Below are 26,915 nucleotides of genomic sequence, written 5' to 3' on the forward strand. Positions count from 1 at the left end.
CAGCAGCAGCAGCAGCAGCAGCATTCTCAAGCAGTCCTCGGCGGTCTGGGCGATCGCCTTCGCCTGCGTCGTGGCGTTCATGGGCATCGGGCTCGTGGACCCGATCCTCCCGGCGATCGCGCAGTCCCTCAAGGCCACGCCGACGCAGACCGAGCTCCTGTTCACGAGTTACCTCGCGGTGACGGGCGTCGCGATGTTCTTCACGAGCTGGGTCTCGAGCCGGATCGGCGCGAAGAAGACGCTCATGATCGGGCTCGCGCTCATCGTGCTGTTCTCGGTGCTCGCCGCCACGTCCGGCAGCGTCTGGCACATCATCGACTTCCGCGCCGGGTGGGGGCTCGGCAACGCGCTCTTCATCTCGACCGCGCTCGCCACGATCGTCGGTGCGGCGTCGGGCGGGACGGCCTCGGCGATCATCCTGTACGAGGCGGCGCTCGGGCTCGGCATCGCGATCGGTCCGCTGGTCGGCGGGCTCCTCGGGTCGATCAGCTGGCGCGGGCCGTTCTTCGGCGTGACGACGCTCATGGCGATCGCGTTCGTGGCGATCCTCGTGTTCCTCCGGGGCAACGGGGTGGAGAAGCCGTCGCCCACCCCGCTGTCCGCCCCGTTCCGCGCGCTCGGTCGTCCGGCGCTGGCCGCCCTCGCCGCGACCGCGCTGTTCTACAACATCGGCTTCTTCGTGCTCCTCGCCTACACGCCGTACCCGCTCGGCTTCGGCGCGCTCGGCATCGGCTTCACCTTCTTCGGTTGGGGTGTCGGCCTCGCGGTCACCTCGGTGTGGGTCGCGCCGATGCTGACGGCCCGGCTCCGGCGCACGTCGGTGCTCCGGCTCGCGCTGCCGCTGCTGGCGCTCGACCTGTTCGCGGCGGCGGTCGTGGTGCACAGCCAGGTCGGCCTGGTGATCTGCGTGGTGATCGGCGGTCTCGTGCTCGGCGTGCTCAACACCGTCCTCACCGAGAGCGTCATGGAGGCCACGGACCTGCCCCGTGCCGTTGCGTCGAGCGCCTACTCGGCCGTCCGGTTCATCGGCGGCGCGGTGGCCCCGCCGGTCGCGACGCTGCTCGCGGACGCGATCGCCCCGAGTGCCGCGTACGTCTTCGCCGGCGCGTCCGTCACGGTCGCCTTCGTCGTGACGCTCGTCGCGGCGCGCGCACTCCGCCGCGTCGACGACGGACCCGAGCCCCAGCGCATCGAGGCGGAGGCCGTCAGCGCCGGCGAGGTGAGCTGACCACCGGACGTCCGCCGCGCCTCCCGACCGCACGCGGCCCGGCCGGGAGGCCCGACCCCGCCCCCAGGACCGTCACCGGACCGGCATAGGATCGAGCACATGTCCACGTCACACGACCGCCTCGTCTGGATCGACTGCGAGATGACGGGGCTCGACCTCGACGCCGACGAACTCGTCGAGGTCGCGGTCGTCGTCACGGACTTCGATCTCGAGCCGGTCCACCCGGGCTTCGACATCGTCATCAAGCCGAACCAGTCGGCACTCGACAACATGAACGACTTCGTGCGGAACATGCACACGACCTCGGGCCTCATCGACGAGATCCCGAACGGCGTGAGCCTGGCCGACGCGGAGTACCAGGTGCTCGAGTACATCCTGCGGCACGTCCCCGCCGAGGGCTCGGCCCCGCTGGCGGGCAACACGATCGGCACCGACCGGTCGTTCCTCGCGCGGTACATGCCCCGGGTCGACAACCACCTGCACTACCGCAGCGTCGACGTGTCGAGCATCAAGGAACTCTGCCGCCGCTGGTTCCCGCGCGTGTACTTCAACGCACCGGAGAAGCACGGCGGCCACCGCGCCCTGGCCGACATCCTCGAGTCGATCCGGGAGCTCGAGTACTACCGGCGCGCGGGGTTCGTCGCCGAGCCGGGGCCGGCCACCGAGGACGTGCGCGGGATCGCGGAGCAGGTCGTCGACAAGTGGGAGTCCCGGCTGGCCGCACCGCAGGCCTGACCGGCAGCGCGGCGCCGGACTGTCCGCTCGACGCGGACGCCCCGGACTGGGGTCACCAAACCCCGAGCCGGGCCGCCTCGAACACATAGCGTGTCCAGCACCATGCGCAGCGCGACCACCACCACGGCCTCCCGCATCATCAGCGTCGGGGGCGTCCGCGGGGACCTCGTCGTCCCGAACGACGACCTCGTCGGTCCCATCGACTCGTCCGACGAGTGGATCCGCCGCCGCACGGGGATCGTCACGCGTCGGCACGCGCGCAAGGAGGTCCTGGTCGAGGACCTCGCCGAGCAGGCCGGGCGCAGTGCGATCGAGGCCGCCGGGATCGACCCCGAGCAGGTCGACGTCGTCATCGTCGCGAGCATCTCGTGGATGCAGACCACGCCCGCGATGGCGCCCCTCGTGGCGCATCGGCTCGGCACCGGACCCGGCACCGCCGCGTTCGACGCCAACGCCGCCTGTGCGGGCTACTGCTACGGGATCGGCCAAGCGGATGCGATGATCCGCTCGGGGCTCGCGAGGCACGTCCTGGTGATCGGTGCCGAGAAGATCTCCGACTTCATCGAGCCGACCGACCGCACGATGTCGTTCATCATGGGTGACGGCTCGGGAGCCGCACTCGTCGGACCGAGCGACACCCCCGGCATCGGCCCGACCGTGTGGGGGTCGGACGGCCGCCTCAACGGCGCGATCGGGCTGACACACTCGTGGCTCGACTTCAAGTACGCCGCCGACGACGAGCGTGTGCCGTGGCCGACCGCGCGCCAGGACGGACCGAGCGTGTACCGGTGGACGCAGACGGCGCTGCCGGAGCTCGCGCTCAAGGCGATCGCGGACGCGGGCCTGACCCCGAAGGACATCGAGGTCTTCGTGCCGCACCAGGCGAACCTCCGGATCGTCGAGGGACTGCACGACCGGCTCGGACTCGCCGACGACGTCATCGTCGCGCGCGATATCGTCGACACGGGCAACACGTCGTCCGCGTCGGTGCCGCTCGCGACCGAGCGGCTGCTGCGTGAGGGACTCGCGCAGCCGGGCCAGATCGCCCTGCAGTTCGGGTTCGGCGCCGGGCTGGCGTACGCCGCGCAGGTCGTGCGGCTGCCCGAGCACGTGGGCGTCGCCGGACCCGGCGCGCCCGTCCCGGTCGCGGAACCGGTCGCCGTGTGAGTCCCTGGACGTCGGCGGGCGCCGCGCCTGCCGAACCGAGGAGCACCGTGACCGCCGAACAGCCCACCGTCGTCGTGACCCGCCCCGCGCCGGGCGTCGTCCTGGCGACGCTGTCCCGCCCGGAGCGGCTCAACGCGATCACGGTCGGGATGTTCGCCGAGCTCGAGGAGCTCGCCGCATCGCTCGCCCGCGACGAGCACGTCCGCGTGCTCGTGCTCACGGGCGCCGGCCGGGGGTTCTCGTCCGGCTACGACCTCGACGAGGCGAAGGAGCTCCCGCAGCTCACCGCCATGGGGATGCTCGCCCGCCAGGAGGCCGCGGCACGCGCGCTCGTCGGCCTCCGGTCCCTGCCGATCCCCGTCGTCGCGGCGGTGAACGGTCCGGCCGCCGGTGGCGGGTTCTCGCTGGCCCTCGCGGCGGACATCCGACTCGCCGCCCCCACGGCCACCTTCGTCGCGTCGTTCGTCCGGATCGGCCTGTCCGCCGGTGATCTCGGGTTGTCCTGGCTCCTCCCACGCGTGATCGGGTCGGGCCGCGCCGCGGAGATCACGTTGACCGGTCGCGCGGTCGACGCCGCCGAGGCGGAGCGGATGGGACTCGTGTCCCGCGTCGTCCCGGCGGAGTCCCTGCTCGAGGAGGCGCTGGCCACCTCGGCCGCGATCGTGGGGAACTCGCCGTCGGGCGTCCGGTTCTCGAAGCGAGCGCTGCAGCACAACCTCGAGATCGGGTCGTACGCCGCGGCGGTCGAGTACGAGAGCCGAGGACAGGCGCTGCTGTCCCGGACCGCGGACATGGCCGAGGCGCTCGACGCGTTCCTGAACCGGCGCCCGCCCGAGTTCACCGGGCAGTGACCGCCCCTACCGCTGGTCGGCCCCGGCACCCTCCGCCTGCTGCGCCTTCGTCGCGGCCGCAGCGGCCTTGCCCCGAGCGCGGATCGCGGCCCAGTCGTCCGCGGTGAGGTGGGTGAGGTCCGAGAACGTCGACGGTCCGGCGAGCCGCTGCCCGCCGTCCATCGCGATCGTCTCGCCGGTCAGGTAGTCACACGCGTCGGACAGCAGGAACATGACGAGGTTCGCGACCTCGTCGGGGCGCCCGAACCGGCCCGCGGGGACGCCGCGCACGTCGGTGGCCCCGATGACCGAGCTGTCCCCGGGGTCGAGGACGTCCCAGGCGAACTCCGTCGGCACCGGACCGGGCGCGACGGCGTTCAACCGGATCCCGTAGTGCGCCCACTCGACGGCGAGCGACATCGTCATCGCGTTCACGGCGGCCTTCGACATCGCCGACGGCACGACGTAGGCCGAACCGGTCTCGACCCACGTGGTCAGGAGGGACACGACGGCGCCGGGGAGGCCCTCGCGGATCCATCGGCGACCGACGGCGTGCGTGACGTGGAACGAGCCGTTGATCACCGTCGAGGTCACCGCGGCGAACGCGCGCGCGGACAGCGACTCGGTCGGGGCGATGAAGTTCGCGGCGGCGCCGTTGACGAGCCCGGTGAGGGGACGACCCCCGGCGTGCATCCGGTCGACCGCGGCGTCGACGGCCTCGGCGTCACGCACGTCGACCGAGTCGACGACGATCCGCGACGGGTCACCGAGCATCGCGATCTCGCTCGCGGCGGCGTCGAGCACGGCACGGCGGCGGCCCCAGAGCACGACCTCGGCCCCGTGGGCGACGAGGGCGCCGGCGATCGCCTTGCCCAGGCCGGACCCGCCGCCGGTCACGAGGATCCGATCGCCCTCGAGGAGGGTCGGCGAGTAGGGATCGCGCCGCTCACCGTCCGCTGGTCCACGTGCCAAGGTCCACCACCGTTCCGGTCCACCTGGCAGCCGGTGTCGTTCGGGTCGACACCGTGTCACTGCCGTTCAGCACGCTACCAGGAGGGCGGTCCCCGCCCGTCCGGTCACGGGCCGGTGACGACCACCTTGCCGAGGGCGTCGCGGGACTCGATGAGGCGCATCGCCTCGGCGGCCTCGACGAACGGGAACACACGCCCGACGACGGGGTGGATCCGTCCCGCCGCCATGAGGTCCTGCACGGCGTCGCGGACCATGCGCAGCGTGCCGGGGTACTCGGCGTCCATGGTGTCCATCGAGATCCCCGTGACGGACAGGTTCCGCAGGAGCAGCCGGTTCACCCGGACCTCGGGGATCGAACCGCCGGCGAACCCGATGACGACGAGCATCCCACCCGTGCGGAGCGCCCGCAGCGAGTCGGTGAAGCGGTCGCCGCCGACGGGGTCGAGCACGGCGTCGACCCCGTGGCCGTCGGTCAGGCGCAGGACGTCGTCCTTCCAGGGGCCGTCCGACCGGATGACCTCGTCGGCACCCGCCCGGCGCGCGAGCTCCGCCTTGTCGTCCGACGAGACGACCGCGATCGCGCGGACGCCGAAGGCGTCGGCGAGGTCGAGCAGGGCTGTCCCGACGCCGCCGGCCGCGCCGTGGACGAGCACCGTGCCTCCCGGACGGACGCCCGACCGGTGCAGCGCGAACCAGGCGGTCGAGTAGTTGAGGTACACCGCCGCCCCCTGGGCGAACGACATGTCGTCGGGGAGTTTCGCCGTGTAGTCCGGCGCGACGACCGCCCGCTCGGCCATGCCGCCCCAGAACACGATGCTGCCGACGCGGTCGCCCTCCGCGAAGCCACTCGCCGGGTCCGCCTCGACCACGACACCCGCGATCTCGCTGCCGAGCACGTAGGGGGTGGGCGTGCCGTACTGGTAGCGGCCCCGGCTCTGCAGGACGTCGATGACGCTCAGGCCCACCGCACGGACCTCGACGACGACCCGGACGCCGCCCGCACGGTGGTGGTGGTGTCCGGGTTCCGGGACGTCTCGGACGACCGCCGCGTCGGGACCGTCCAGCCGCTCGATGACGATCGCCTGCACCCGTCGAGCCTAGCCGCGGCTCCGAACACGGCGGGACCGCTCGTTGGAGGATCACCACCGTCCGGTCGCCGAACCGTGGTGGGACCTCCACCGATTCGACCCCCGGACCCGCTGCGAGGATGGACCGCATGACCAGCACCCGCGTCGCCGTCACCGGCCTCGGCGCCGTCTCCCCCGTCGGCGCCGACGCCCCGAGCACCTGGGCGGCGTTCCTCGCCGGTCGCTCCGGTGTCGCCCTGATCGAGGACGACTGGGCGGCGGACCTGCCGGTCCGCATCGGTGCGCGCGTCGACGCGGACCTCGGCGCGCACCTGACGGTGCGCGAGACGAAGCGCATGGACCGCGCGGAGCAGATCGCCATGGTCGCTGGCCGGGAGGCGTGGGCCCACGCCGGGTACGACGGCCCCCTCACGGACGACGACCGGGACCGCGCCGCCGTGGTCGTGGGCACCGCGATCGGCGGCCTGCACTCGACCATCGAGCAGCAGCACGCGCTCGAGCGGTCGGGATCCCGCAAGGTGCTCCCCCACACCGTCACGATGATGATGGCGAACGGCGCCGCGGCCTGGCTCTCGATGGCGATCGGCGCCCGCGGCGGGGCCAGTGCGCCCGTGTCCGCGTGCGCGTCGAGCACCGAGGCCCTCGGGCAGGCGCGGATGCTCATCGCGTCCGGCGCGGCCGACGTCGTGCTCGCCGGCGGCACCGAGGCCTGCGTCGAGGGCCTCACGCTCGCGGCGCTCGCCCAGACCCGCGCGTTGTCGCGGCGGCAGGACGACCCGAGCCGTGCCTCCCGGCCGTTCGCGGCCGACCGCGACGGCTTCGTGCTCGGCGAGGGGGCGGCGATGCTCGTGCTCGAGTCCGAGGACCACGCCCGCGCACGCGGCGCCCGGGTGCTCGCGTGGCTCGACGGGTCGGCCGTGACGAGCGACGCCCACGACATCGTCCAGGCCGACCCGGACAACCAGGCGCGCACCATGACGCTCGCCCTGCGGGTGGCGGGTGTCCCCGGGTCCGAGATCGGGTTCGTGCACGCCCACGCGACCTCGACGCCGCTCGGGGACCTCAACGAGTCACGCGCGATCCTGTCGTCCGTCGGGGCGCACCCCGTCGTGACGTCGACGAAGTCCATGACGGGGCACCTGCTCGGGGCGTCCGGCGCGCTCGGGGCGGTGGCCGTGGTCGAGGCCCTGCGGACCGGGACGGTCCCGCCGACGACGAACGTCGACGCCGTGGACCCCGAGGTCGAGGTCGACGTGGCGACGACACCGCGGACGGTCGACACCGGGGTCGCCCTGCTCAACTCGTTCGGCTTCGGCGGCCACAACGCGTCGCTCGTGTTCGCGCGCGCGTAGGGCGGGCCTCCCGCGGAGCTACCGCGCCACGTCGTCGCCGAGCCCGAACACCCGCCGTGCGTTGCCGCTCGTGAACGCCTCGCGGTCGGCGTCCGAGTCGAACTCGCCGAGGAACCGCTCGACGTCCGCGCGCGTGGGCCGCTGGAACGGGTAGTCGGTCGAGAACACGAGGCGGTCGACCGACGTGACGGTCAGGGCGTGCCGGAGGAGCGCGGGGTTGAACATGCCCGACGTCGTCACGACGACGTTCGACCGCAGGTACTCGACCACCGACCGGTCGAGCCCAGCGGTGCGCGCGAGGCTCTGGATGCGGTCGACCCAGAACAGCAGGAGTTCGCCCCAGTGCCCCAGGACGATCTGGAGGTCCGGGTGCCGGTCGAACGTGCCCCGGGCGATCAGACGGAGCGCCGCCACCGCGGCCTCGAGGTGCCAGCCCCACCCGAAGGTCGACAGCGCGAGGTCGGTCATCGGGTCGAAGCCGGAGTAGGACGCCTCGCGCACGGCCCGCGGTGGGATCTGCGGGTGGATGAACACCGGGAGGCCCCGGGCGGCCGCCGCGGCGAACAGGTCGTCGTACCGTGGGTCGTCGAGGGGGACGTCGCCCGTACGGCCGTAGACCATGGCCCCGACGAAGCCGAGGTCGGCAGCACGCTCGAGCTCGGCGACGACCGCGCTCGGCTCCGCCATCGGCAACGTCGCCATCGCACGGAAGCGCTCGGGACGGCGCGCGACCGCGGCGGCCGCTGCGTCGTTGAGGTCGCGGCTCGCCGCCACCGCGTCGGCGGGGTCGAGTGGTCCGGTCGCGGGCGGGGCCACGGACAGGACCTGCAGGTCGACCCCCTGCTCGTCCATGACGGCGAGGCGCGCGGCGTCGAGGTCCTCGAGCAGGGCGAGGGTGTCCCCGTGCTCGTTGAGGACGAGGCTGTCGTCCCGACGGTCCCCGGGGAGCCGTTCGAGGGCCTCGCGGAGGTCGGGGGTCGTCCAGTGTTCTTCGATGGCGATGACGGTCACGCTCCGGAGCCTGCCACGTGGGCGCGCCGCGGGTTCGTGGCGCGCCCCTAGCCCACGGGGACGCCGATGCGGTCCGCCTCGAGCGACCGCCGGAGCGCGGCGAGCGCCGCGCCCGTCGCGGCGACCTGGTCGTCGTCGAGCACCGGTGCGAGGAGGGAGTCGAGCAGAGCGTCGAAGGTGCGCTCTGCCTCGGCGACCAGCTCCGCCCCGCGTCCGGTGAGCCGGAGGAGCGAGGACCGGCCGTCCACCGGGTTGGGGACGCGCGTGACCCAGCCCCGGCCCTCCAGGCGGTCGACCCCCTTGCTGATCGCGCCGATCCCGGCGGCGACGGTGCGGGCGACGTCACCGACCCGTGCATCGGGGTGCGCGCGGAGGTACCGGAGCATCTCGAACTGGGACGCGACGATGCCGTGGTCGGTGCGGAGCCGGTCGGTGAGGGCGTTGTAGACGCGGGTCTCGCACCGCACCAGGTCGTCGAAGAGCGCCGCGCGGCGGGCGGTTGCCGAAGTACTTGCCATGGCATACAGTCTACGATGCATGCCGCGGCATGCAGTTTCCGAACGAGGAGGACGACATGACGAGAGCAGCACGACGGGCCCTGGACACGGCACTGCGGGCGACGGCGCACGCGGACGAGCCGGGATCGATCGAGGAGATGCGCGCCGACTTCGCGGCGCTGATGGCCCGGTTCCCGGTCCCCGGGGGCGTCCGGCGCAGCGCGGTCGAACTCGGCGGCCGCCCGGCGGTCCTCGTCGAACCCGAGGGTGAGGCCGGTCCGGGGACGATCCTGTACTTCCACGGCGGCTCCTGGCTGCTCGGCTCCCCCGACACGGCGATGGCCCTGACCACGGAGCTCGTCCTGCGGACCGGGGTCCGAGCCGTCTCGCTCGACTACCGGCTCGCGCCCGAGCACCCGTTCCCCGCCGCGATCGAGGACGGTGTCGCGGCCTTCCGCGACCTCGTCGACCAGGGCGAGGACCCCGCGACCATCGCCTTCGCGGGCGACTCCGCGGGTGGCGGCCTGAGCGTCACGACGAGCATCGCGGCGCGGGACGCCGGCCTGCCGACGCCCGCCGCGATCGTCGCGTTCTCACCCGGACTCGACCACACCCGCACGGGTGCGTCGATGACCACGAAGGACGGCGTCGACCCGTTCCTCACCGCGGCCGGCATGCGCCGGACCGGCGCGCTCTACCTGGCGGGCCAGGACCCGTACCAGCCGTTGCTCGCCCCGGCGGTGGTCGGCGACCTGACGGGCCTGCCGCCGATGCTCCTGCAGGTCGGGACGAACGAGGTGCTCCTCGACGACGCCGTCCGCCTGGCCACCCGGGCCGTGGAGGCCGAGGTCGACGTGGTCCTCGACGTCACCGCCGACGTGCCGCACGTGTTCCAGACGTTCGTCGGGACGCTCGACGAGTCGGACCGGGCGCTCGACCGAGCCGCGCTCTTCCTGACGCAGCACCTCGGGCGGGGCTGACCGGCGGTCAGCGGCGGGGCACGACGATCGCAGGTGGTGCCGGGGGGAGCGACGCGTTCGACCGGGAGGCCCGGAACGCGTCGAGCACGAGGGTCGCGGACCGCCGCGCCACGGCCTCCCGGTCGGCCGTCGCCACGGACGGGGCGGCACGTCCGGCGATGAGCACGAGGACGACATCGTCGACCCCCACGTCGATGCGCAGTGCGCCGACGAGCTGCGCCCGCCGCACGAGATCGGCGATGATCCGGAGCAGTGCCGTGCGGTGGGTGTGCAGGGCCTCGCCGGACGGGTGGGCCGCCGTCATCGCTTCCGTGAAGCCCCGGTTCCGCGCGTTGAGCACGGCCAACGCGACGACCATCGAGCAGAAGCCGTGCCACGGGTCCGGATGGGCCGCGCCGTCCTCGACGGCCGCACGACAGGCGCGGAGCTCGTCGGCGAAGGCGGCGTCCATGAGCGCCTGCTTCGTCGGGAACCGGCGGTAGAGGGTCGCCGGCCCGATGTCGGCGCGTCGAGCGACCTCGCGCATCGTGACCGCGAGGCCGCGCTCGGCGAACAGGGCACGCGCGGCGTCGAGTGCTCGGTCGCGGTTGTCCTGGGCGTCGGTCCGCAGGATGTGAGGCAATCGATCCCCCGTGGTTCCCACTTCGGCGAAGTGGACGGGAGCGTCCACTACCGTCCCGAGCGTACCGCGGGTGCGGTGCTCGGAACGGAGGACGACGTGCGTGCAGTTGTGATCGAGCGGTTCGGCGACCCGGACGGGATGGTGGTGACGGACCTCCCGGCCCCGGTCGCCGGACCGGGGCAGCTCGTCATCGGGACCGAGGCGATCGGCGTCGGCGGGGTCGACGCGGTCATCCGGCGCGGCACGCTCGGCGGCCGCGGAGCCGGGGGCGGCCTGGTGCCGGGCAGCGAGGTCGCCGGCACCGTGACGTCCGTCGGCGACGGCGTCGACACCGCGTGGATCGGCCGCCGGGTCTGGGCGTTCACGGGCCGCGGGGGCGGGTACATCGAGCAGGCCGTGGCGAGGATCGGGGACGTCGTCGCCCTGCCGGCCGATCTCACCTCGACCGACGCGGTGACCCTGGGGAGCGCCGCCCCCGTCGCGCACTTCGCGCTCGAGCACGCCCGGCTGGTGCCGGGAGCGTCCGTGCTCGTCCGCGGTGCGGCCGGGAGCATCGGCATCGCCGCGGTGGAGCTCGCCGTCCGTGGTGGTGCCGGCACCGTCGCGGTGACGACGTCGTCGGCGGAGCGGGGGCAGCGACTCCGCGCGCTCGGGGCCACCCATGTCCTGGATCGCGCAGGCTCGGGCGATGCCACGGCGCCCGATGCGTTCGACGTGGTCCTGGACGTCGTCGGCGGAGCGGACGTCGGGCGGTTCATCGACCGGTTGGCCGCGAACGGCCGCATGGTCATGGTCGGCGCCGTCGCGGGGATGCCCCCTGCGGACTTCGGTACGGCGCTCCTCCGGTCGTTCCAGCGGTCACGCTCGTTCGCGACGTTCAGCCTCGACACGGTCCCGACCGCGGCACGGGACGCGTTCCGCGTCGACGCGTTCGCGGCCGCCGCGCGCGGGGAACTCCATGCGGTGGTCGACACGGTGCTGCCGCTCGAACGGGCCGCGGAGGCGCATCGGCGGATGGACGACGGCAGCGTCTTCGGGCGGATCGTCCTGACACCCTGACGGCACATGCGCGCCCTGGGCGTGTCGGTGGTCCGGGCCACGATGGAGGCGATGACCGGCACCACGACGACCGCCCCGCGGCAGCTCCTCGACGTCCGACGCATCTACGCCGAGCCGGCCGCGCTCGCGATGCCGCGCGGGGCCGAGATCGTCGCCGAGTGGCCGGACGCCGAGGTCGTCGAGGTCCCGTCGCACTGGCAGATCCCGGAGGTCCACGGCGACGAGACCAACGTGCGCCGGTGGGTTCGGATCAAGACCGAGGCCCTCGTGCTCGGCGTCAAGAAGTCCCTGGTCACGCGTCCGAACGGGCGCAGCGCCGACTTCATCGCCCCGTCGACGGCGAACGGGTGCGCGATGGCGTGCGCGTACTGCTACGTCCCGCGGCGCAAGGGGTACAGCAACCCGATCACCACCTTCGTGAACATCGAGCAGATCCAACGGCACATCGCCCGCCACGTCGCCAAGCAGGGGCCGAAGGTCGAGCCGAACCAGTGCGACCCGGAGGCCTGGGTCTACGACATCGGCGAGAACTCGGACTGCTCGGCCGACGCCCTGGTGAGCGCGAACGTCCACGACCTCGTCGACCTGTTCCGCATGATGCCGACCGCCAAGGCGTCGTTCGCCACGAAGTACGTCAACCGCGACCTGTTGGACTGGGACCCGATGGGACGCACGCGGGTCCGGTTCTCGCTCATGCCGGCCGAGCTCGCCAAGCTCACGGACATCCGGACGTCACCCATGGCCGAGCGCATCGCGGCGATCGACGACTTCGTCGACGCCGGGTACGAGGTCCACCTCAACTTCTCGCCGGTGATCCTCACACCGACGTGGGAGCAGGACTGGCAGGCGCTGTTCGAGCACCTCGACGACGTCCTGTCCCCGCGGACCAAGGCGCAGCTGGCGTGCGAGGTCATCATGCTCACCCACAACGAGGGTCTGCACGGGGTGAACCTCGGTTGGCACCCCAAGGCCGAGGACGTCCTGTGGCGCCCCGAACTGCAGGAGACGAAGGTGTCCGAGAACGGCGCCGTGAACGTGCGGTACCGGCGGGAGCTGAAGCGGGCTGCGGTGGACCGGTTCACGACGCTGCTCGCCGCGACCATGCCGTACTGCCGCGTCCGCTACGCGTTCTGACGGGCCCGGCCCCGCGCCTCCCGTCCGTCCGTCCGTCGTCGGTTCGCGACGAACGCTGCGTCAGCCCCCGACGAACGCCGCGTCCGTCGCGGCGAGCACCCGGAGCACGTTGCCGCCCGCCAGCGCGCGGAGGTCGTCGTCCGACCAGCCGCGCCGCCGGAGCTCGTCGGCGAGCACCGGGTACCGCGAGACGTCGCGGAGGTCCGGGGGCAGGACGGGCGTGCCGTCGTAGTCGCCCCCGAGCCCGACGTGCTCGATGCCCGCGATCTGGCGTGCGTGGTCGACGTGGTCCGCGACGTCGGCCACGGTGACGATCGGGCCGTCGGCCGGGCGGCTCGCCGGGTCGGCGGCCTCCCACGCGGCCCAGGCCGCGGAGACGAACGCCGGCACGAACGTGATCATGACGACTCCCCCGTTGTCGGTGAGTCGGGCGAGCACGTCGTCGGGGACGTTCCGCGGGTGGTCGTTCACCGCGGTCGTCGACGAGTGGCTGAACAGCACCGGGGCGGTGGCGACGTCGAGCGTGTCGCGCATGGTGTCGGGGCTCGTGTGCGAGAGGTCGACGAGCATGCCGATCCGTTCCATCTCGGCGACGACCGCGCGCCCGCGGTCGGTCAGGCCGCCGTGCGCGCGCGCCCCCGTCGCGGAGTCCGCCCAGGCCGTGTCCGCGGTGTGCGTCAGCGTCATGTACCGGACGCCGAGCCGCGCGAACGTCCGGAGCACGGCGAGGTCGTCGCCGATCGCGTGCCCGCCCTCGGCCCCGAGCAGGCTCGCGATGCGTCCGGCCGAGACGGCCGCGCGGACGTCGTCGGCCGTGAGCGCGAGCCGGAGGTCGTCCGGGTAGCGGGCGATGAGGCGGTGGACCAGGTCGATCTGCTGGAGCGTCGTGCGGACCGGGTCCGGCTCGTCGACGTCGACGTACACGGACCAGAACTGGCCGACGACACCGCCCCTACGGAGCTTCGGCAGGTCGGTGTGGAGCGTGAGCGCGGTGCCGTCGACGCCCTCGACGGACGAGCTGCGCCGCATCTGACACTCCCACGGCAGGTCGTTGTGGCCGTCGATCACGGGGAACGGCAGGGTCGCGAACGGGTCCGTCATGCTGCCGACGGTACTGGAGGCACGACGACCCTCCGCGAGATCGCGATCGGTGCCGTTCTGGCACGCTCCGGAACGACACCGACCGCGATCTGGCGGGCGGGGTGCGCCTGCGGCGCGTCAGCCGGCGTCGACGCGGGCGCGCAGCTCGTCCCGCCAGGCGCGGGTGGCCGCCTCGGTGCCGAGCGTCGGCGCGGACCCCACGAGCAACTGCGTGTACGGGTGCTGCGGGTCGTTGATGATCGCGTCCGTCGTGTTCGTCTCGACCACCCGACCGCGATACAGCACGACGACGCGGTCGGTGATGCCGGCGACGGAGCCGAGGTCGTGCGAGATGAACAGCAGTGACACGTCCGGCCCGGCGAGCCCCTGGAGCAGTTCGAGGATCTGCACACGGTTCGCCGAGTCGAGGGCGCTGACCGGCTCGTCGAGGATGAGCAGCCCGGGTCGGGTGACCAGGGCGCGGGCGATCGCGATCCGCTGCCGTTGCCCGCCGGAGACCTGCCCGGGGAGCCGGTCGAGCAGGCGCTCGTCGAGCCGCACCTTCGCCAGGTACTCGCGGACCGTCGCCGCGATGGTCGTCCGGTCGTACCGGCCGCTCGTCACGAGGGGTTCCGCGATCGACTGCTCGAGGGTGAAACCGGGGTCGAGGCTCCGCATCGGGTCCTGGAACACGTACTGCACCCGGCCGGAGCGGCGGAGCCCCTGCCGCTGCTTCGCGCTCGCGCGGGTGACGTCCTGTCCGTCCAGGATGATCCGGCCCCCGCTCGCCGGCACGAGTCCGAGCACCGCGCGCGCGAGCGTCGACTTGCCGGACCCGGTCTCGCCGATGAGTCCGACCACCTCGCCGGGTGCGATCGTCAGGTCGGCGTCGTGGATCACCTGCTGTCGCCGCGCACCGCGTCCGTACGACACCCGCAGACCCTCGATCTGGAGGACCGGGGCGGCTCCGTCGGCGCGGGTGGCGGTGCCACCCGCGGTCGCGTCGGTCGTGGTGCTCATGCAGGGGCCTCCGTCCGGGAACCGCGGCCGACGCTGGCCGCCGGGTCGTCTCCGGGGGCCCGGAGGAACCGCTCGAGGCCGAACCGGTGGTGCTCGTCGAGCAGGAGCTGCGTGTACTCGTGCTCCGGCCGGTACAGGATCTGCTCGGTGGGGCCCTGCTCCACGACGACGCCGTTCCGCATGACGAGCACCTCGCCGCAGAGCTGCGCGACGACCGCGAGGTCGTGCGAGACGACGATGAGTGCGAGCCCGAGGCGGTCCTTGAGGTCGGTGAGCAGGTCGAGGATCTCCGCCTGCACGGTGACGTCGAGCGCCGTGGTGGCCTCGTCGGCGATGAGCACCGCGGGTTCGCAGGCGACCGCGGCGGCGATGAGGATGCGCTGGAGCATGCCGCCGGACAGCTCGAACGGGTACTGGTGGAACACGAAGTGCGGGTCGCGGATGCGCACGGCCTCGAGCAGGGCGACCGCGGCGTCCTCCGCCTGCCGCCGGGGCACGCCCTTCTTGACGCGGAGGATCTCCTCGAGCTGCTTCCCGACCGGGATCGATGGGTTGAGGTAGGTCGCGGGGTCCTGGAACACCGCGGAGATCGTCGTGCCGCGGAGCGCCGTCCAGTCCTTCCGGCTCAGCGTGGCGGTGTCGCGGCCGTCGATCGTGACCGAGCCGGCCGTGACCTCGAACAACTCCGGGAGCACGCCGAGCAGCGCGCGGCACGTGATCGTCTTGCCGCTGCCGGACTCACCGACGATGCCGAGCGCCTGCCCGGGGCGCAGCGAGAACGTGACCGACTCGACCGCGACGACGTCCTGCAGGTGGTCGTGGATCCGCAGGCTGTCCACGACGACGACCGGCGCGGCGGTGTCGGTCGTGTCGGGCCTCCCGGCCGTGCCGTCGGTGGACGCGCGCGCCGCGCCGGACGTGGGAGCGGGGCGGGGCGTGGGAACGGACATCAGGAACCGGCCTTCCGGACGACGGGGGCGACGGGGGTCGCGATGCCGCGGGCGCGACGCCGAGCTCGCTCCAGGGCGCGTCTGCGGAGCATCACGCGGCCGGACTCGCCCGACGCGTCGCGGAGGACGTCCGCGAGCAGGTTGAGGGACCACACGGTCGCCATGATGAGCACGATCGGCCACACCGGCGCGTACGGCTGGTACGACAGGTACCCGAGGTCGGACGCGAGCATCCCGCCCCAGGTCGGTGCCGGTGGCTGCACGCCGATGCCCAGGAACGTCAGGCTCGCCACGATGACGAGTCCGACCCCGGTCGCGTTCGCGAAGGCGATCCCGACCGGCGCGACGACCTTCGGTGCGATGTGCTTCCGGAGCACCCAGCCCGTGGACGCGCCGCTGAGCACCGCCGCCTCGACGAACTGCGAGCCCGACACGGACAGCGCTGCCGCGCGCGAGACACGGTAGAACATCGGGGCGAGCAGGATGCCGACGCTGAACATCGCCTGCGTGAGCCCGTTGCCGAGCAGGGCCGTCATGGCGACCGCGAACACGAGGAACGGCAGCGCGATGAGGGTGTCGACGACGCGGAGGCTGAGCCACTCGAACACGCGCCCCAGGTACACGGACAGCAGGCCGGGGACCGTGCCGACGACGAGCGCGATGGCGGCCACCTCGAACGCGCTGAGGACGCTCGCCGGGGCGCCGGCGAGCAGGCGACTCAGGACGTCGCGACCGAGGTAGTCGGTGCCGAGCGGATGCGCGGCCGACGGTGCCGCCAGGAGCCGCGACCCACCCTGCAGGGGATCGTGCGGCGCGAGCAGGTGGCCGAACACACCGAGCAGGACGACGAGTGCGAGGACCCCGGTGCCGACCCAGAACGACGGGAGCCGGATGAGGCGAGCGAGCATGTCAGACCCCTCTCGCGGCGGACGGCTGGATGCGGTTCAGCGCGATGTTGACGAGCAGGTTGAACCCGACGACGAGCACGATCGACACGACGAGCACCCCCTGCACGCTCGGGACGTCGCCGTGTAGCGCGGACGTGCTCGCGAAGACGCCGTACCCGGACAGGCCGAACACGGTCTCCGTGACCACCGCACCGCCGAGCAGGTTCGGGAACGTCAGTCCGAGGAGCGCGAGGGCCGGCCCGCCGCCGTTCCGGAGGACGTGCACGAAGAAGATCCGCCGCGGACTGAGCCCGTGCACGGTGGCGCCGAGCACGTAGTTCTCGTCGTACGCCGACACGAGTCCCGCGCGGAGCTGCCGTGCGATGCCGGCGACCATGTCGAGGCTCAGGGCGATCGCGGGCATGATCACGTGCGACAGCCAGGGTCCGAAGCCCTGGCTGAGCGGGATGAACCCCGCGGACGGCAGCAGGTGCAGCTGGACCGCGAACACGGCGACGAGCACGATGCCGACGGTGAACGGGGGCATCACCGAGATGAACGACGTGAACGCCGTGATCGTCCGGTCCACCCAGCTCGTCGCGGTGACCGCCGCGAGCGCGCCGAGCAGCGCCCCGACCAGCACGCCGATCACGAGTGCGACGAGCGCCACGGACAGGCTGATGAGGATCCGCTGACCGATGAGCGTCGAGACCGGGATGCCGTCGAGCCAGCTCGTGCCGAGGGACCCGTGGAGCAGGTCGGTGAACCACGTCCAGTACTGGACGAGGAACGGCTTGTCGAGGCCCCACTGGTGGTTGAGCCGGGCGACCGCCGACGGTGTGGCGGCGTCGCCGAGTTGCACGTACGCGGGGTTCAGGCCGGTGATCGCCCCGAGCAGGAACGTGATGAACGTCCCGAACACGAACACGGGCACGAACACCGCGAGGGGGCGGAGCACCGCCAGGACGACCCGTTTCCAGTGCAGGCCGCCGGCCGACCGCGCCCGGAGCGCGGGGACGCTCCGGACGCGGGGCAGCTCGATCTCGCTCGCCATGTCAGCTCCCGCTGATGGTCACGCCGGTCCAGGTGATGTACGCCGGGATCTTCGGGATGCTCGAGACCGCCTTCGTCTTGACGAGGATGTTCGGCACGCTGTCGGTGAACACCAGGCCCGTGTTGGCGAGCCCCGCGGCGGTCGCCGCCTTGATGTTCCCCGCGTAGTCGGGCGAGTCGAGCGGCGTCGCGAGCGCCTTCGAGACGGCCGCCTGGAACGCACTGCCGGCGTCGACGCCCGACGAGTTCAGCGCGCCCTGCGCACCGAAGTGCGCCTGCAGCGTCTGGATGGGCGAGTCGCGGCCCGTGGTGCTGTAGGTGGACAGCGGCAGCTTCTTGGCGAAGAACGAGGTGGCCCAGTTCGGGTCGACCTTCAGCGTCGCGTCGATGCCCACCTTCTTGAGCTGCGCCTGCACGAGTTCGTTCTCGGCGCTGTTGTTGAGGACCGTCATCGTCACCGTGACGCCGTTCGGGTAGCCAGCCTCGGCGAGGAGCTGCTTCGCCTTCGTGGGGTTGTACGGGTACTCGTTCGCCGACGCGGCGTCGTACGCGATGTAGCCCTTCGGGAACGGCTCACTCGTCGCGGACCCGTAGCCGAAGTCGACCTGCTTGACGATCTGGTTCCGGTTGATGGCGAAGTTCACCGCCTGGAGCACCTTCGGGTCGTCGAACGGCGCCTGCGTCGTGTTCACGCTGACGTTGGCCGCGTTGAACCCGGGCTGGAACACGACGTCGAGACCGGCGGACTTGGCGGACTTGACCTGGCTCGCCGCGAGGTCGGCGAAGTTGTACACCCCGCTCTGCAGACCCGACACGATGCTCGAGGCGTCGACGCCGAACGAGACCGTCACGTTCTGAATGTGGATGTCCTTCGCGTCCCAGTAGCGGGGGTTCTTGACGAACGTGGCCTTGGAGCCGGCGACGATGCTCACCGGCTTGAAGGGACCCGCGCCGTCGGGCTTCTCGTTGAGCTCGGTGGTGGTCTTGTCGGGATTCGTGATCTGCCCGACCCGCTGCGCCAGGACCAGCGGCAGCTGGTAGTCGGCCTGGCTCAGGTGGAGCACGACGTCGGTCGCGTTCGGGGTGTCGATGGACTTGATGACCGAGATGCCCTCGCCGACCAGTGCCGAGTTCTCCTGGGTCTGCGCACGGGTCAGGTACTTCGCGACGGCGGTGGAGTCGAGCGCGCTGCCGTCGTCGAACGTCAGACCCTTCCGCAGGTGGAACGTCACCTGCGTGCCGTCCGCGTTGTAGTCCCAGCTCTTGGCGAGTCCGGGCACCGCCTCGCCCTTGGTGTTCGTGTTCGTCAGGGACGCGTAGGCGAGCGCGGTGATCCGGAAGGACGCGCCACTGCCGTTGACCACGGGGTCCCAGCTCGACGGGCCGTACGACGACGCCCAGTTGAGCGTGCCGGTGGCGGCGCCGGACCCGGAGGCGGAGCTCGAGCTGCCGGTCGCGGTGGAGGACCCGGAGGAGCATCCGGCCAGGACCGTCGCGGCGACGACGGCCCCGGCACCGAGTCCGAGGATCCTCGCCCAGGTGGGTCGGGAGCGGAGGTGTGTTCTCACTGACGTCCTTCGGGGGTTGGGGTGGTGGTCAGGCGGCCGCGCCGGCGGTGGCCGGCTGCTGGGTGGCGTCGACCGGGAGGGACGGTGCGGTTCCGTCCGCCGTCCTCCGTGCCGCGGTGTACCGGTTCTCGGGGATCGGCAGTCCGAGGTTGCCGCGGAGGGTCGAGGCCTCGTACTCGCTGCGGAACAGCCCGCGCTCGCGGAGGATCGGCACGACCTCGGCGACGAAGCGGCGGAACTGGGACGGGGCGGCCATGTGGAGCAGGAACCCGTCGGTGCCCCCGCCGCGGAACCACTCCTCGAGTCGGTCGGCGACGGTCGTCGCGCTGCCGACGAAGTACCCGGGCTTCGGCGCGCTGACCCGTTCGACCGTCTGGCGGAGAGTGAGTCCCTCGGCCTCGACGAGCGCGCGGATGCGGTCGGTCTGGGTCTTCCAACTCGTCTCGCCGAGTGCGGAGGTCTCGGCGGGGAACGGCGCATCGGGGTCGTACTGCGAGAAGTCGTGCCAGCCGAACGAGCGGCCGAACTCGGCGAGTGCGCGGTCGAAGTCCCAGTCACGGGCCTGCGCGGCGCGCTCGAGCTCGCGGCCGTGCTCGTCGGTGTCGCCGATGAACCACTGGATCCCGGGCAGGACGAGCACCCCGTCGGCGTCACGGCCCTTCGCCGTGGCGCGGGAGCGGATGTCGTCGCGGAACGCCGTCGCCTGCTCGAGCGAGCTCGCGTGGGTGAAGACGCCCTCGCCGATCGCGGCGCCGAGGTCCCGGCCCTGGTCGGAGTCGCCGGCCTGGAAGATCACCGGCTGCCCTTGCTCGGATCGCACGATGTTGAGCGGGCCCTCGACGTCGAGGTACTCGCCGTGGTGGTCGAGCCGGTGCTGTCTCGTCGGGTCGAGGAACTGCCCGGTGGCGCGGTCGCGCGGGAACGCGTCGTCCTCGTAGGAGTCCCAGAGGCCGCGGACGACGCCGACGTGCTCGTGCGCCCGGCCGTAGCGGTGGTCGTAGTCGTAGTGCTCGTCGCGGCCGTAGTTCCTGGCCGTCCCGCCGTCACCCGTCGTGACGACGTTCCAACCGGCCCGGCCGTGGCTGATGAGGTCGAGCGACGCGAACTGCCGCGCGAGGGTGAACGGTTCGTTGTACGACGTCGTGGCCGTGCCGACGAGGCCGATGTGCGTCGTCCGGGCGGCCAGCGCCGACAGGAGCGTCAGCGGCTCGAGCCGGTTGAGGTAGTGGGGCGGCGACGACGGCGTGATGAACTGCGAGTCGACGATGAACACGAGGTCGAACCGGGCGTCCTCCGCCAGGCGTGCGTACTCCGTGTACCAGTCGACGTCGACGCTCGAGTCGAGGGGCAGGTCCTCGTCGAGCCAGGTCTTCGGGTGCCCCGGGCCGCCGGCACCGGTGAGGACGACCCCCAGCTTCATCGTGGACTGCGTCATGGTGTCTCCATTCCCGCTCATCGGTGCTTGTGATCACCGATCGCGCTTCTCGATCAAAGACGGTACGGCGGACGGGTAAGAATTTCCTCAGGTCGGCGATGAACGCGTCATGAACCGCAACACAGCGCCGCCCGGGCTGGGCCGGCGGACTCAGATCGTGCGGATCCCCGCCTCCGGCGTGCGCAGCCGCTCGACGTACTCGACGACCGCCGCGGCGACCGTGCGGTGTGTGACGTCGTTGAGCACGTCGTGCCGACCGCCCTCGACGACGCGCACGCCGCCCGGAGTGCGCCCGACCGCCGGAGCGAGCACGTCGAGTGCGGCGTCGACCGGACTGACGCGGTCGTCGGTGCCGTGGAAGGCGAGCACCGCGACGGGCAGCGCGGCGAGCTCCGCCCGAGCCACCACGTCCTCGGCCTCGGGACGGGTGAGCTGCCCGGCGACGAGCACCCCGCCGTCGCGGAGCCGTGCCCCGTGCACCGGGCAGGCCGTCCGTGCCGCCACCTCGTCCTCGTCGTCCGACACCGACACCGCCGCGTCGGTGAGGACCCCGGCGAGCACGACACCGTCGACGCGGACCGCGCCGCCCAGGACGGCACGCACCGCGCGCGCGGCCGCGGCGTCAGCGCCCACGAGCACGGCGGGACCGGCACTCCGTTCGTCGAGCCAGGTCCCCGCCGCCACGAGCTCCGCCGGGTCGTCGGCCCGGACGGCGAGGACCGCGTACCCGTCGAACGCGATCCGGGTGGCGAACCGTTCGTACACGTCGGGGTGCTCACCGCGGCCGGTGAGGACCACGAGGCGACCTCGCGCCGGTGTCGTCGGGGAGCGCAGGAACGGAGCGGTCGCGATGGGGTCAGCAGTCGTCATGGCCGCGATGCTGGACCCCCGGGCCGGACCACCGCACCGATGTGACGCGTCCGTCGTCACCGTGTTACGGACCGTGACCGTCCTCGTCGTGCCGAGCCGCGCCTCCCGGCCAGGGTGGGGGCATGACGACGACCGAGCAGATCGCGACGACGCAGATCCACGGCGGGGTCCAGACGCCCGTGGCGCAGAACGCCGTGGCGCCGGCGATCTACCAGACCGCCGCGTACGAGTTCGCGTCGACGGCGCACGCGCGAGCGGTGTTCGCGCTCGAGGAACCGGGCAACCTGTACAGCCGCAACGCCAACCCGACCGTGGCCGTGCTCGAACGGCGGATCGCCGCGCTCGAGGGCGGGGTCGCCGCGGTCGCCACCGCGTCCGGGCAGTCCGCCGTCGCGGTCGCGCTGCTCACGCTCGTCCGCGCCGGTGGTCACGTCGTCGCCGCCCGACGCCTCTACGGCGGGACGGTCGACCTGTTGACCGACGGGTTCATCGACTTCGGCATCGACGTGACGTTCGTCGAACAGGACGACCTCGACGCGTGGCGCGACGCCGTGCGCCCCGAGACCCGGGCGTTCTTCGCCGAGACGATCGGCAACCCGCTCGCCGACGTGCTGCAGGTGCGTGAGGTCGCCGACATCGCGCACGCGGCCGGTGTGCCGCTCGTCGTCGACGCGACGCTCGCCACCCCCGCCCTGCAACGCGCCGGCGACCACGGCGCCGACGTCGTCGTGCACTCCGCGACGAAGTTCCTCGGTGGGCACGGGACGTCACTCGCCGGCGTGCTCGTCGACATCGGGTCGTTCGACTTCGGCGCCGACCCCGCGCGCTGGCCGCAGTTCACGGGCCCCTACCCGCGGTTCGGGGGCATCGTCCTGTGGAACCGTTTCGGTCCGGGTGCGGGCGGCAACGGCAGCGCGTACACCGTCCTCGCCCGCACGAAGTGGGTGCACGACCTCGGCCCGTCGCTCGCGCCGTGGAACGCGTTCCAGATCCTGCAGGGCGTCGAGACCCTCGAGCTCCGGGTCCTCCGCCAGGCGGCGTCGGCGCTGCGGATCGCGGAGGTCCTGGCCGAGCACCCGGCCGTCGCCCGCGTGCACCACCCGGGCCTCGCGGGCTCACCCGGGCACGACGCGGCCCGGCGGTACCTGCCCCGCGGTGCGGGCGCCGTGTTCTCGTTCGACCTCGCCGCCGGACCCGACGCCGTCGCGCCGGTCGTCGACGCGCTCGAGCGGTTCGCCCTCGTCGCGAACATCGGCGACGTCCGCTCGCTCGTCATCCCGCCCGCGTCGACCACGCACGGGCACCTGTCGCCCGAGCAGCTCGCCGCCGCGGGCCTGTCCCACGCGACGATCCGGCTGTCGGTGGGCCTCGAGGACCCGGACGACCTCGTCGCCGACCTGGTGCAGGCGCTCGACGCCGCCCACTGACCCGACCAGCACCTCGGAGGAACGACATGGAACTCGGCTACTGGACCCCCGTCTACGGCGGGTTCCTCCGCAACGTCGGCGACGAGGGCATGCCCGCGACCTGGGACTACATCCGTCGTGTGTCACGACAGGCAGAGGACCTCGGGTTCACGACCACCCTCGTGCCCGAGCTCTACCTCAACGACCGGAAGGGCGTGGAGGCGCCCTCGTTGGAGGCCTGGTCGCTCAGCACCGCGATCCTCGCCGCGACGGAACGGCTCCGCGTCATGACCGCGGTCCGCGCCGGGTTCCACCTGCCGACCGTCATCGCCAAGGCCGCCGCGACGATCACCGACATCGCGGGCGGTGATCGGTTCGCGCTCAACGTCGTCGCCGCGTGGTGGGCCGAGGAGGCCCGGCAGTACGGCGGGGTGTTCGCTCCGCACGACCGCCGGTACGAGCAGGCGGAGGAGTTCGTCGACGTGCTCCGGGCGTTGTGGACGGAGCTCCCGGCCACCCGACGTGGGTCGTTCTACGACGTCGTCGACGCGGTCTTGTCGCCGAAACCCGCCGTGCCCCCGCGGGTGTTCGCCGGCGGCGAGAGCGACGCCGGCCGTGAGTCCATCGCCGGGTTCGCGGACGCCTACGTCACCCACGGCGGCACCGTCGAGGAGCTCCGCGAGAAGGTCGCCGACGTCAACGCTCGTCGCGAGCGGTTGCAGGGCGCCCCGTTCGCCGAGATCGGCATGGCGGCCTACGTCATCGTGCGCGAGACCGAGGCGGAGGCCCGCGCCGAGCTCGAGCGCATCACCACCGTCGATCCCGCGTCGCCCGGGTACGCCTCGTTCGAGGAGTTCCGGGCGAACTCGAACCTCGACGTCGAGCTGTCCCGCCGCGAGTACTCCGTCGGGACGCGGGGGCTCCGTCCGGACCTCGTGGGGACGCCCGAGCAGGTCGCAGAGCGGATCCTGGCGTTCGCCGACGCGGGCGTGACCCTGCTCCTCGTGCAGGCGTCGCCACTCCACGAGGAGCTCCCCCGCATCGCGCGGGACGTCCTGCCGCTCGTGCAGGCGGGGTCGCCCCGGCTCGCGCTGACCTGACAGTCCCACTCAGGCAGAGACGGCCGCGACCGTGTCGAGGGCCCGATCGGCGACGCGGTTCGCGATGATCCGGATCTCGCCGATCGCCGTCGTCTCCCACAGCGCCCCGCGCAGCGCGTGCCCGATCGCCAGGAGCCGCCCGTCCACGTCGCCGTGGTCGTCGCGGACCGCGCCGGACCAGTCGGCGTCCAGTCCGAGTCCGAGGGGCTCGGGCAGGATCCTCCCGCGCTCGAGCAACGCATCGACGACGGGACTCCAGCCGGGTGTCGTCACGGCGGTGGGGCCGGTGCAGAACACGACGGCGTCGAACCCGGACGGGTCGGCGTCGGCCACGAACCGGAGGACGCCGCCGTCGACGAGCCCCTGGAGCTCGGCGTGGACCGACGGCGCCATGCGGTGCCGGTGGACGTCCCACCGGCGCGCGAGGTGCTCGACGAACCGGCGGCGGTCGGCCTCGTCCATCCCCGTCCAGTGCTCCATGAGCCGAGGGCGCATGCCGTCGATCACCGCCTGCCACGGTGTGGCGGCGTCCTCGGCGGCACGGAGCTGTACGCCGAGCTCGTGGGCGAGGCCGCCGAGCGTCGACACGGTCGGGTCGAGGCCCGGCCCGGGCGCCACCGGAGCCGACAGGTGCTCCGCCGGGAGCAGGAGATGGCGACTCGTCGCGGTCATGGTGATCCCGGCCTCCCGGCGGGCGAGCGACGTCGCGACGTCCACCATCGTCAAGCCCGTCCCGACGAGCAAGACCCTCGAGCCGTCGGGCACACGGTCGAGCGCACCGGACGCCCACGGGTCGCCGATCTGGACCGCCGCTCCCGTCGGCCAGGTGGCAGGCGGCGGGTTCCCGAGCGCGAGGACGGCGACGTCGGCGTCGATCGTCGAGCCGTCCGCGAGGACCACGTGCGCGCCGTCGTCGTCGGTCGTGCAGCCCACCGCCTCGCCCTGCACGACGTGCACCGGGTGGTCCGGGTCGGCGACGAGGTGCTCCGCGACATCGACGAGGTAGTCACCGAACAGCCGGCGCTCGACGTAGTCCCCCGGCGCGACGTCGTACCCGTGGTCGGCGCACCACCGGACGAAGTGCGCAGCGTCGCCCGCGGAGACGCTCATCTTGCCCGCAGGGCTGTTGAGCCGGTGGTGCGCCTCGGCGTGCCCGTACGCCAGCCCCCGGCCGACCGGCGTCTCACGGGCGACGATCGTGACGTCCGGTGCGGGCAGGTCCCGCGCTCCGGCGCGCTCGCGGAGCGCGACCGTGACGTACACGGCGCTCGCCCCGCCTCCGATGACGACGACCGACGTCCCTGTTCCACTCACGAGCACGCTCCTGTCCGGCACGCGCTGTCCGTCGGCGTGCTCACCTCGACGCTAGCGGGTGCACCACAAGAGCCCGATGCGTGCACGCGGAGGGCGCTCGTCGAGGCGGTGTCGACGCACTCACACGGCTGCCGTCCGCGCTCCCACCCGGTGGGACGCGCCACGGTGCTCGTCCGGCAGCCGGTCGCCCCGACCGAACAGCTTGTCGCGCAACGACCCCGCTCCGGATGCCTCCGGATAGGCCCCGCGGGCCCGGAGCTCGGGCACGACGAACTCGACGACGTCCTCCCAGGTCCCGGGGGTGACCGCGTACGCGAGGTTGAAGCCGTCGACGTCGGTCTCGCGCACGATCTCCTGGAGGCGGTCCGCGATCGTCGCGCCGCTGCCCACCTCGACGGGCCCCAGCCCACCGATCGCGGTCCGTCGCGCGATGTCCCGGACGGTCCACGTCGAACCGTCCTCGCCGGTCGCGGCCGAGAGGTTCGCGGCCGCGGACTGGATCGCGTTCGACTCGATGTTGCCGAGCGGCTCGTCGAGGTCGTACTGCGCCAGGTCGACGCCCATCCACCCGGAGTTGAGCACGAGGGCGCCGACCTCGGACGCGTAGGACAGGTAGTCCGCGTACTTCGCCCGTGCGAGTTCGTCCGTGGCGTCGGTGATCACCGTCAGCAGGGTGTAGACGCGCGCGGCGTACCGGTCGCGACCCGCCGCCTCCAGTGCGTCCCGGATCTTGCCCACGGTGGCCGCGAGCTGCGGGATCGTCGGCGCGCCGACGAAGATCGCCTCGGCGTGCTCGGCCGCGAACCGGATCCCCCTGGGGGACGCACCGGCCTGGTAGATCACGGGCGATCGCTGCACCGACGGTTCGGACAGGTGGATGCCCGGCACGTCGAAGTGCCGGCCGTGGTGCTCGATCGGGTGCACCTTCGCGGGGTCGGTGAAGACGCCGGTCTCGACGTCGGCGACCACCGCGTCGTCCTCCCAGGAGCCCTCCCACAGCTTGTAGAGGACCTCGAGGTACTCGTCGGCGACGTCGTAGCGGTCGTCGTGCGCGAGCTGGTCCGTCTGTCCCATGTTCCGCGCCGCACTCGGCAGGTACCCGGTCACGACGTTCCAGCCGATCCGACCCTTCGTCAGGTGGTCGAGCGTCGACATGCGTCGGGCGAACGGGTACGGGTGCTCGTAGGCCGTCCCCGCGGTGATGCCGAAGCCGAGGCGCTCGGTGACGGACGCCATCGCCGACACCAGGAGCATCGGGTCGTTCACGGGGACCTGCGACCCCGTCCGTAATGCGGCCTCGTTCGATCCGCCGTACACGTCGTACGTGCCGAGCACGTCGGCGATGAAGATCCCGTCGAAGTCCCCGGACTCGAGCAGCCGTGCCAGGTCGGTCCAGTAGGAGAGGTCGTTGTAGTGGCGGGAACGATCACGCGGATGGCGCCACAGCCCGGAGGACTGGTGCGCGACGCAGTTCATGTCGAACGCGTTGAAGCGGATCCGTCGGACGTCCTGGAGTTCGGTCACGCTCCGACGCTACGGCCGCCCCCGACCCCGCTG

25 protein-coding genes are annotated in these 26,915 nt (G+C 72.5%); 10 read left to right on the forward strand and 15 right to left on the reverse strand.

Features of this window, described 5'->3' with window-relative positions:
• Nucleotides 1-22: 22 nt before the first annotated feature.
• From DEI86_RS09980 to DEI86_RS09995, 4 genes are all read left to right on the forward strand, one after another.
• Nucleotides 23-1,228 carry an MFS transporter gene (locus tag DEI86_RS09980; RefSeq protein ID WP_258376520.1) on the forward strand — a complete coding sequence of 402 codons (1,206 nt, stop codon included), beginning with the start codon at nucleotides 23-25 and terminating at the stop codon, nucleotides 1,226-1,228.
• Between the two features lie 99 nt (nucleotides 1,229-1,327).
• Complete coding sequence (gene orn, locus DEI86_RS09985; RefSeq protein ID WP_111009960.1) at nucleotides 1,328-1,963, forward strand: oligoribonuclease; 636 nt, start codon at nucleotides 1,328-1,330, stop codon at nucleotides 1,961-1,963.
• A gap of 102 nt (nucleotides 1,964-2,065) precedes the next feature.
• Nucleotides 2,066-3,130: a beta-ketoacyl-ACP synthase 3 gene (locus DEI86_RS09990; protein ID WP_111013797.1), complete on the forward strand. Its 1,065-nt coding sequence runs from the start codon at nucleotides 2,066-2,068 to the stop codon at nucleotides 3,128-3,130.
• 47 nt (nucleotides 3,131-3,177) lie between these two features.
• Nucleotides 3,178-3,981 carry an enoyl-CoA hydratase/isomerase family protein gene (locus DEI86_RS09995; RefSeq protein ID WP_111049440.1) on the forward strand — a complete coding sequence of 268 codons (804 nt, stop codon included), beginning with the start codon at nucleotides 3,178-3,180 and terminating at the stop codon, nucleotides 3,979-3,981.
• Between the two features lie 6 nt (nucleotides 3,982-3,987).
• On the opposite strand, the gene DEI86_RS10000 is transcribed toward DEI86_RS09995, so the two are convergent.
• Nucleotides 3,988-4,932 (reverse strand): SDR family oxidoreductase, encoded by a 945-nt coding sequence (locus DEI86_RS10000; protein WP_111013799.1) that lies wholly within the window; start codon nucleotides 4,930-4,932, stop codon nucleotides 3,988-3,990.
• 104 nt (nucleotides 4,933-5,036) lie between these two features.
• Nucleotides 5,037-6,020 (reverse strand): NADPH:quinone oxidoreductase family protein, encoded by a 984-nt coding sequence (locus DEI86_RS10005; protein ID WP_111049441.1) that lies wholly within the window; start codon nucleotides 6,018-6,020, stop codon nucleotides 5,037-5,039.
• A gap of 128 nt (nucleotides 6,021-6,148) precedes the next feature.
• Between DEI86_RS10005 and DEI86_RS10010 the strand changes: the two genes are divergently transcribed.
• Nucleotides 6,149-7,372, forward strand: a complete 1,224-nt coding sequence (locus tag DEI86_RS10010; protein WP_111049442.1) for a beta-ketoacyl synthase — start codon at nucleotides 6,149-6,151, stop codon at nucleotides 7,370-7,372.
• An 18-nt stretch (nucleotides 7,373-7,390) separates the two neighbouring features.
• On the opposite strand, the gene DEI86_RS10015 is transcribed toward DEI86_RS10010, so the two are convergent.
• Both DEI86_RS10015 and DEI86_RS10020 read right to left on the reverse strand, forming a co-directional pair.
• The gene (locus tag DEI86_RS10015) at nucleotides 7,391-8,383 is read right to left on the reverse strand and encodes an amidohydrolase family protein (RefSeq protein ID WP_111049443.1); all 993 of its coding nucleotides are present in this window, start codon (nucleotides 8,381-8,383) and stop codon (nucleotides 7,391-7,393) included.
• 47 nt (nucleotides 8,384-8,430) lie between these two features.
• On the reverse strand, nucleotides 8,431-8,901 hold the full coding sequence (locus DEI86_RS10020) for a MarR family winged helix-turn-helix transcriptional regulator (protein ID WP_111049444.1): 471 nt from the start codon (nucleotides 8,899-8,901) through the stop codon (nucleotides 8,431-8,433).
• Between the two features lie 56 nt (nucleotides 8,902-8,957).
• Here DEI86_RS10020 and DEI86_RS10025 point away from each other — a divergent pair, with 56 nt between their 5' ends.
• Nucleotides 8,958-9,860, forward strand: coding sequence for an alpha/beta hydrolase (locus DEI86_RS10025; RefSeq protein ID WP_111049513.1), 903 nt, complete (start codon nucleotides 8,958-8,960; stop codon nucleotides 9,858-9,860).
• 7 nt (nucleotides 9,861-9,867) lie between these two features.
• Here the strand turns inward: DEI86_RS10025 and DEI86_RS10030 are convergent, their stop codons facing one another.
• Entirely contained in the window at nucleotides 9,868-10,482 is a 615-nt protein-coding gene (locus tag DEI86_RS10030; protein WP_111049445.1) for a TetR/AcrR family transcriptional regulator, read from the reverse strand.
• 96 nt (nucleotides 10,483-10,578) lie between these two features.
• Here DEI86_RS10030 and DEI86_RS10035 point away from each other — a divergent pair, with 96 nt between their 5' ends.
• Both DEI86_RS10035 and DEI86_RS10040 read left to right on the forward strand, forming a co-directional pair.
• On the forward strand, nucleotides 10,579-11,541 hold the full coding sequence (locus DEI86_RS10035; protein ID WP_111049514.1) for a zinc-binding dehydrogenase: 963 nt from the start codon (nucleotides 10,579-10,581) through the stop codon (nucleotides 11,539-11,541).
• A 51-nt stretch (nucleotides 11,542-11,592) separates the two neighbouring features.
• Nucleotides 11,593-12,675, forward strand: a complete 1,083-nt coding sequence (locus DEI86_RS10040) for a spore photoproduct lyase family protein (RefSeq protein WP_111035585.1) — start codon at nucleotides 11,593-11,595, stop codon at nucleotides 12,673-12,675.
• Between the two features lie 60 nt (nucleotides 12,676-12,735).
• On the opposite strand, the gene DEI86_RS10045 is transcribed toward DEI86_RS10040, so the two are convergent.
• From DEI86_RS10045 to DEI86_RS10080, 8 genes are all read right to left on the reverse strand, one after another.
• Nucleotides 12,736-13,776 carry a dipeptidase gene (locus DEI86_RS10045; RefSeq protein ID WP_111049446.1) on the reverse strand — a complete coding sequence of 347 codons (1,041 nt, stop codon included), beginning with the start codon at nucleotides 13,774-13,776 and terminating at the stop codon, nucleotides 12,736-12,738.
• Between the two features lie 117 nt (nucleotides 13,777-13,893).
• The gene (locus tag DEI86_RS10050; protein ID WP_111035583.1) at nucleotides 13,894-14,775 is read right to left on the reverse strand and encodes an ABC transporter ATP-binding protein; all 882 of its coding nucleotides are present in this window, start codon (nucleotides 14,773-14,775) and stop codon (nucleotides 13,894-13,896) included.
• The gene (locus DEI86_RS10055; protein WP_111035582.1) at nucleotides 14,772-15,725 is read right to left on the reverse strand and encodes an ABC transporter ATP-binding protein; all 954 of its coding nucleotides are present in this window, start codon (nucleotides 15,723-15,725) and stop codon (nucleotides 14,772-14,774) included. Before DEI86_RS10055 ends, DEI86_RS10050 begins: the two co-directional genes overlap by 4 nt.
• Nucleotides 15,725-16,633 (reverse strand): ABC transporter permease, encoded by a 909-nt coding sequence (locus DEI86_RS10060; RefSeq protein ID WP_111049447.1) that lies wholly within the window; start codon nucleotides 16,631-16,633, stop codon nucleotides 15,725-15,727. Before DEI86_RS10060 ends, DEI86_RS10055 begins: the two co-directional genes overlap by 1 nt.
• A gap of 1 nt (nucleotide 16,634) precedes the next feature.
• On the reverse strand, nucleotides 16,635-17,666 hold the full coding sequence (locus tag DEI86_RS10065) for an ABC transporter permease (RefSeq protein WP_111049448.1): 1,032 nt from the start codon (nucleotides 17,664-17,666) through the stop codon (nucleotides 16,635-16,637).
• Between the two features lies 1 nt (nucleotide 17,667).
• Entirely contained in the window at nucleotides 17,668-19,233 is a 1,566-nt protein-coding gene (locus DEI86_RS10070) for an ABC transporter substrate-binding protein (protein WP_111013809.1), read from the reverse strand.
• 28 nt (nucleotides 19,234-19,261) lie between these two features.
• The gene (locus tag DEI86_RS10075) at nucleotides 19,262-20,668 is read right to left on the reverse strand and encodes an NtaA/DmoA family FMN-dependent monooxygenase (protein ID WP_111049449.1); all 1,407 of its coding nucleotides are present in this window, start codon (nucleotides 20,666-20,668) and stop codon (nucleotides 19,262-19,264) included.
• Between the two features lie 150 nt (nucleotides 20,669-20,818).
• A complete protein-coding gene (locus tag DEI86_RS10080) occupies nucleotides 20,819-21,538 on the reverse strand; it encodes an alpha/beta hydrolase (protein WP_111049515.1) in 720 nt (239 codons plus the stop codon).
• A gap of 122 nt (nucleotides 21,539-21,660) precedes the next feature.
• On the opposite strand from DEI86_RS10080, the gene DEI86_RS10085 reads away from it, so the two are divergent.
• Nucleotides 21,661-22,965 (forward strand): O-acetylhomoserine aminocarboxypropyltransferase/cysteine synthase family protein, encoded by a 1,305-nt coding sequence (locus tag DEI86_RS10085; RefSeq protein ID WP_111049450.1) that lies wholly within the window; start codon nucleotides 21,661-21,663, stop codon nucleotides 22,963-22,965.
• Nucleotides 22,966-22,991: 26 nt separating this feature from the next.
• Nucleotides 22,992-24,044 carry an LLM class flavin-dependent oxidoreductase gene (locus tag DEI86_RS10090; RefSeq protein ID WP_111035578.1) on the forward strand — a complete coding sequence of 351 codons (1,053 nt, stop codon included), beginning with the start codon at nucleotides 22,992-22,994 and terminating at the stop codon, nucleotides 24,042-24,044.
• Between the two features lie 9 nt (nucleotides 24,045-24,053).
• On the opposite strand, the gene DEI86_RS10095 is transcribed toward DEI86_RS10090, so the two are convergent.
• Both DEI86_RS10095 and DEI86_RS10100 read right to left on the reverse strand, forming a co-directional pair.
• Nucleotides 24,054-25,358 (reverse strand): FAD/NAD(P)-binding protein, encoded by a 1,305-nt coding sequence (locus tag DEI86_RS10095; RefSeq protein ID WP_181439753.1) that lies wholly within the window; start codon nucleotides 25,356-25,358, stop codon nucleotides 24,054-24,056.
• Nucleotides 25,359-25,478: 120 nt separating this feature from the next.
• Nucleotides 25,479-26,882, reverse strand: a complete 1,404-nt coding sequence (locus DEI86_RS10100; RefSeq protein WP_258376511.1) for an LLM class flavin-dependent oxidoreductase — start codon at nucleotides 26,880-26,882, stop codon at nucleotides 25,479-25,481.
• Between the last annotated feature and the right edge of the window lie 33 nt (nucleotides 26,883-26,915).

Origin of the sequence: Curtobacterium sp. MCBD17_028 (assembly GCF_003234875.1) — a bacterium.
In the GTDB taxonomy this organism is placed as follows: Bacteria; Actinomycetota; Actinomycetes; order Actinomycetales; family Microbacteriaceae; genus Curtobacterium.

What these genes read in the sequence shown, in the direction of transcription:
- orn (WP_111009960.1), top strand. Translation starts at nt 1,328, where the DNA reads ATGTCCACGTCACACGACCGCCTCGTCTGGATCGACTGCGAGATGACG.
- DEI86_RS09990 (WP_111013797.1), top strand. Translation starts at nt 2,066, where the DNA reads ATGCGCAGCGCGACCACCACCACGGCCTCCCGCATCATCAGCGTCGGG.
- DEI86_RS10010 (WP_111049442.1), top strand. Translation starts at nt 6,149, where the DNA reads ATGACCAGCACCCGCGTCGCCGTCACCGGCCTCGGCGCCGTCTCCCCC.
- DEI86_RS10020 (WP_111049444.1), bottom strand. Translation starts at nt 8,901, where the DNA reads ATGGCAAGTACTTCGGCAACCGCCCGCCGCGCGGCGCTCTTCGACGAC.
- DEI86_RS10025 (WP_111049513.1), top strand. Translation starts at nt 8,958, where the DNA reads ATGACGAGAGCAGCACGACGGGCCCTGGACACGGCACTGCGGGCGACG.
- DEI86_RS10040 (WP_111035585.1), top strand. Translation starts at nt 11,593, where the DNA reads ATGACCGGCACCACGACGACCGCCCCGCGGCAGCTCCTCGACGTCCGA.
- DEI86_RS10045 (WP_111049446.1), bottom strand. Translation starts at nt 13,776, where the DNA reads ATGACGGACCCGTTCGCGACCCTGCCGTTCCCCGTGATCGACGGCCAC.
- DEI86_RS10050 (WP_111035583.1), bottom strand. Translation starts at nt 14,775, where the DNA reads ATGAGCACCACGACCGACGCGACCGCGGGTGGCACCGCCACCCGCGCC.
- DEI86_RS10055 (WP_111035582.1), bottom strand. Translation starts at nt 15,725, where the DNA reads ATGTCCGTTCCCACGCCCCGCCCCGCTCCCACGTCCGGCGCGGCGCGC.
- DEI86_RS10060 (WP_111049447.1), bottom strand. Translation starts at nt 16,633, where the DNA reads ATGCTCGCTCGCCTCATCCGGCTCCCGTCGTTCTGGGTCGGCACCGGG.
- DEI86_RS10065 (WP_111049448.1), bottom strand. Translation starts at nt 17,666, where the DNA reads ATGGCGAGCGAGATCGAGCTGCCCCGCGTCCGGAGCGTCCCCGCGCTC.
- DEI86_RS10075 (WP_111049449.1), bottom strand. Translation starts at nt 20,668, where the DNA reads ATGACGCAGTCCACGATGAAGCTGGGGGTCGTCCTCACCGGTGCCGGC.
- DEI86_RS10080 (WP_111049515.1), bottom strand. Translation starts at nt 21,538, where the DNA reads ATGACGACTGCTGACCCCATCGCGACCGCTCCGTTCCTGCGCTCCCCG.
- DEI86_RS10085 (WP_111049450.1), top strand. Translation starts at nt 21,661, where the DNA reads ATGACGACGACCGAGCAGATCGCGACGACGCAGATCCACGGCGGGGTC.
- DEI86_RS10090 (WP_111035578.1), top strand. Translation starts at nt 22,992, where the DNA reads ATGGAACTCGGCTACTGGACCCCCGTCTACGGCGGGTTCCTCCGCAAC.